This is a genomic window from Kineococcus gurbantunggutensis (genome assembly GCF_050871925.1).
Classification (GTDB): Bacteria; Actinomycetota; Actinomycetes; order Actinomycetales; family Kineococcaceae; genus Kineococcus.
Genome location: NZ_JBJLSG010000247.1, coordinates 1 through 4,935, shown reverse-complemented (window position 1 = coordinate 4,935; position 4,935 = coordinate 1). Strand labels below are relative to the sequence as shown.

At 72.0% G+C, this 4,935-nt stretch carries 4 protein-coding genes; all 4 read left to right on the top strand.

Features of this window, described 5'->3' with window-relative positions:
• Window positions 1–63 precede the first annotated feature (63 nt).
• Entirely contained in the window at window positions 64–1,044 is a 981-nt protein-coding gene (locus tag ACRYR7_RS24280; RefSeq protein ID WP_432574864.1) for a carbohydrate ABC transporter permease, read from the top strand.
• Window positions 1,041–1,937, top strand: a complete 897-nt coding sequence (locus ACRYR7_RS24275) for a carbohydrate ABC transporter permease (RefSeq protein WP_432574863.1) — start codon at window positions 1,041–1,043, stop codon at window positions 1,935–1,937. The genes ACRYR7_RS24280 and ACRYR7_RS24275 overlap by 4 nt, the downstream gene beginning before the upstream one ends.
• 132 nt (window positions 1,938–2,069) lie before the next feature.
• Window positions 2,070–3,572, top strand: a complete 1,503-nt coding sequence (locus ACRYR7_RS24270) for a GH1 family beta-glucosidase (protein ID WP_432574865.1) — start codon at window positions 2,070–2,072, stop codon at window positions 3,570–3,572.
• 92 nt (window positions 3,573–3,664) lie between these two features.
• Window positions 3,665–4,900, top strand: coding sequence for a formaldehyde dehydrogenase, glutathione-independent (fdhA, locus tag ACRYR7_RS24265; protein WP_432574861.1), 1,236 nt, complete (start codon window positions 3,665–3,667; stop codon window positions 4,898–4,900).
• Window positions 4,901–4,935 lie beyond the last annotated feature (35 nt).

Here is a 4,935-nt window from a genome sequence, read left to right as displayed (position 1 = left end):
GGCCGCCGTGCGCGGCGGCCGCCCCGTCCCAGCCGATCCGACCACCCCCTGCGAGGAGGAGCCGTGAGCGCTCAGAGCACGACCGCACCGCCGGCACCACCCGGCCCCACCGCGAACGCCGCGGCCCCGAAGCTGTCCCTGCGCTCGCGGCTCTTCCGGTTCGAGGGCCTGGCCGCGCCGTACGCCTACATCGCCCCGTTCTTCCTGCTGTTCATCGCGTTCGGGCTGTTCCCGCTGGTCTACACGATGTGGATCAGCTTCCAGTCCTACGAGCTGGGTTCCGACCCGGAGTGGACCGGCTGGGAGAACTACGTCTGGCTCTTCACGAACGAGAAGTTCTACAACGCCCTGGCGAACACGTTCACGCTCGGGGTCCTGTCCACCGTGCCGCAGCTCATGCTGGCCCTGGGCCTGGCGCACCTGCTGAACTACCGCATGCGCGGCCGGAACTTCTTCCGGGTCGTGATGATGATGCCGTACGCCACGTCCGTGGCGGCCTCCACGCTCGTCTTCGCGCAGATCTTCGGGCGCGACAACGGCCTGGCGAACTGGCTGCTCTCCCTGGTCGGCATGGACGCCCTGGACTGGCGCAACGGCGACCTCAGCGCGCAGATCGCCATCTCGATCATCGTCATCTGGCGCTGGACCGGCTACAACGCCCTGATCTACCTGGCCGGCATGCAGTCCATCTCCCAGGACCTGTACGAGGCCGCGGCCCTGGACGGCGCGAACCGCTGGCAGCAGTTCCTGCACGTCACCCTGCCGGGCCTGCGGCCCACCATCCTCTTCACCGTGGTGGTCTCCACCATCGGCGCCACCCAGCTGTTCGGCGAGCCGCTGCTCTTCGGCGGCGTCGACGGCGGCGCGCTGAACCAGTACCAGACGCTGGGCCTGTTCATGTACCAGCAGGGCTGGGCGTTCGGGGCCCTGGGCCGGGCCGCCACCATCGCCTGGGTGACGTTCCTGCTCATCATCGTCCTGGTCCTGCTGAACACCGCGCTGGCCCGCTGGCGCGACCGCGACCCCGAGGGAGCCCGGCGATGAGCACCACCACCGTCCGCGACGCCGCGCTGGCCGCGCCCACCCCGCCGGTCGAGGGCCGCCGCAGGCGCTACCGCGCCCCCGACGCCGCCGGCTGGCTGACCTACGTGCTGCTGGCCGTCACCGCGTTCGTGTTCCTCGTGCCGTTCTACTACATGATCGTCGCGGCGAGCCGGCCGATGTCGGAGATGACGCAGTCCCCGCCGCCGTTCCTGCCCGGCCCGTACCTGTGGCAGAACATCAGCACCGCCCTGGAGCAGCAGGCCATCGGCCTGGCCATCGTGAACTCCCTGGTCGTCTCCGGCGTCACGACGATCGGCACCCTGCTCTTCTGCACCCTGGCCGGGTTCGCCTTCGCCAAGCTGCGCTTCAAGGGCAAGAACTTCCTGTTCGCCGTCACCATCGGCACCCTGATGATCCCCCCGACGCTGGGCGTCGTGCCGCTGTACAAGATCATGTCCGACTGGAACCTGGCGGGCCGGCTGGAGTCGGTGATCCTGCCCTCCCTGGTCACCGCGTTCGGCGTGTTCTTCATGCGCCAGTACCTGGTGCAGACGCTGCCCGACGAGCTGCTCGAGGCCGCCAAGATGGACGGCGCGTCCTCCACCCGCACCGTCGTGGCCATCGTGCTGCCCATCGCCCGCCCCGGCATGGCCGTGCTCGGGATGCTCACGTTCATGACGGCCTGGAACGACTTCTTCTGGCCCGTCATCGCGCTGAACTCCTCGATGCCGACCGTGCAGGTCGCGCTGAACAACCTCGGCAGCGGCTACGTCCCGGACACCTCGATCATCATGGCCGGCACCCTCGTCGGCACCCTGCCGGTCATCGTGGTGTTCATCCTGCTGGGCAAGCAGATCGTCAGCGGGATCATGGCCGGCGCCGTCAAGGGCTGAGGCCCCGCCCGCCCCGGCGCACCGCCCCCGCACCGCACCACCTCGCACCACCCACCACCTCGCACCACCCACCCCGTCCCCGCACCCAGGAAGGAGGCGGTGCCGCGCGCCCCGGCGGCGGCCCCGACCCGCATGACCACCACCGAGGACCGCCCCACCGCCCCCACCACGGGCGTGCCCGCCCCCGCACCGGCCCCCGCCGGGGAGAGCGCGGCCGAGCGCGCCTTCCCGCAGGGCTTCGTCTGGGGCACCGCCACCGCCTCCTACCAGGTCGAGGGCGCCGCCGCCGAGGACGGGCGCACCCCCTCCATCTGGGACACCTACAGCCACACCCCCGGCAAGGTCGCCGGCGGCGACACCGGCGACGTGGCCGACGACCACTACCACCGCTTCCGCGAGGACATCGAGATCATGAAGCGGCTGGGCCTGGCGTCCTACCGCTTCTCCGTCGCCTGGCCGCGCATCACCCCGCAGGTCAGCGCCGACGCGCTCGGCCCGGTCAACGAGGCCGGCCTGGCGTTCTACTCCACGCTGGTCGACGAGCTGCTCGCCGCCGGCATCGAGCCGGCGATCACGCTGTACCACTGGGACCTGCCCCAGGCCCTGGAGGACGCCGGCGGCTGGACCTCGCGCGCCACCGCCGAGCGCTTCGCCGAGTACGCCGAGGTCGTCGCCGGCGCGCTGGGGGACCGGGTGCGCACCTTCATCACCCTCAACGAGCCGTGGTGCTCGGCGTACCTGGGCTACGCCTCCGGCGTGCACGCCCCCGGGCGCACCGAGCCGGCCGCCGCGCTGGCCGCCGTGCACCACCTCAACCTCGCCCACGGTCTGGGCGCCGCCGCGGTGCGCCGCGCGGCCCCCGAGGCCCGCGTCGCCCTCACCCTGAACCTGGCGTGGGTGCGCACCGAGGGCGGCACCGACGCCGACCACGACGCGGTGCGCCGCGTCGACGGCCTGCAGAACCGCGTCTTCCTCGACCCGGCGCTGCGCGGCTCCTACCCGGCCGACGTCCTGGCCGACACCGCCGACGTCACCGACTGGTCCTTCGTGCTCGACGGCGACCTGGAGCTGATCCACCAGCCCCTGGACGTGCTGGGCGTGAACTACTACAGCCCCACGGTCGTGCGCGCCTGGGACGGCGCCGGCCCGCGCGCCGAGGCCGACGGGCACGGCGCCAGCGCGCACAGCCCCTGGGTGGGCTCGCACCACCTCATCGAGTTCCCCGAGCTGCCCGGGGACAAGACCGACATGGGCTGGAGCATCGACGCCCGCGGCATGACGGAGCTGCTGCTGCGCGTGCACCGCGAGCACCCGGGCCTGGAGATCATGGTCACCGAGAACGGCGCGGCGTACCCCGACGTCGTCGTCGGCGGCCGGGTCCACGACCTGGAGCGCACCCGCTACCTGCGCGACCACCTGCACGCCGTGCTCGACGCTGTCGACGCCGGCGCCCCGGTGACCGGCTACTACCTGTGGTCCTTCCTGGACAACTTCGAGTGGGGCTACGGCTACTCCAAGCGCTTCGGCGTCGTGCACGTGGACTACGCCACCCAGCAGCGCACCGTCAAGGACAGCGCCCTGTGGTACTCCGCGGTCGTGGCGCGCAACGCGGTGCCCGTGGAGCACGCCGGCTGACCCACCCCTTGCGGTCGGGGCCCGGGAGCGGTGGACTACCGCTCCCGGGCACCGGCGACGAGGCCGGTGCCGCGAGAAGGAGGTCACCACCCGTGACGACCACCGCGCCCAGCACCGGCAACCGCGCCGTCGCCTACCTCGCCCCCGGCAAGGTCGAGGTCCAGAGCATCGACTACCCCACCTTCGAGCTGAAGGACGGCCCCGGGGTCAACCCCGCCAACGTGGGCCGCCGCGTGGACCACGGGGTGGTCCTCAAGCTCGTGGCCACGAACATCTGCGGTTCCGACCAGCACATGGTGCGCGGGCGCACCACCGCACCGCCGGACCTCGTGCTCGGCCACGAGATCACCGGCGAGGTCGTCGAGAAGGGCCGCGACGTCGAGTTCCTGCAGGTCGGCGACCTCGTCTCGGTGCCCTTCAACATCGCCTGCGGCCGCTGCCGCAACTGCAAGGAGCGCAAGACCGGCATCTGCCTGAACGTCAACCCCGACCGGCCCGGCTCCGCCTACGGCTACGTCGACATGGGCGGCTGGGTGGGCGGGCAGGCCGAGTACGTGCTCGTGCCCTACGCGGACTTCAACTGCCTGCGCTTCCCCGACAAGGACCGGGCGATGGAGAAGATCCTCGACCTGACGATGCTGTCGGACATCTTCCCCACCGGCTTCCACGGCTGCGTCAGCGCCGGGGTGGGCGTCGGCTCCACCGTCTACGTCGCCGGCGCCGGGCCCGTCGGCCTGGCCGCGGCCGTCGGCGCGCAGCTGCTCGGCGCGGCCGTCGTCATCGTCGGCGACCTCAACCCCGAGCGCCTGGCCCGCGCCCGCGAGAACGGCTGCGAGACCGTCGACGTCTCGAAGGGCGACCCGAAGGACCAGATCGAGCAGATCCTCGGCGTGCCCGAGGTCGACTGCGGCGTCGACGCCGTGGGCTTCGAGGCCCGCGGTCACGGCGCCGGCGCGGCCAAGGAGGCCCCGGCGACGGTGCTGAACTCCCTCATGGAGGTCACCGCCGCCGGCGGCGCGCTGGGCATCCCCGGCCTGTACGTCACCGGCGACCCCGGCGGCGTCGATGAGGCCGCCAAGAAGGGCTCGCTGTCGCTGGACCTGGGCACCGGGTGGGCGAAGTCGCTGTCGTTCACCACCGGCCAGTGCCCGGTGATGAAGTACAACCGGCAGCTGATGATGGCGATCCTGCACGACAAGGTGCAGATCGCCAAGGCCGTCGGCGCCACCCCCATCTCGCTGGACGAGGCGCCCGAGGCGTACGCGAAGTTCGACGCCGGCGCCCCGCAGAAGTTCGTCATCGACCCGCACGGGCTCATCCCGCGCTGACGCGCGAGAGGTCCCGGGCGCGCCGGTGCGCGCCC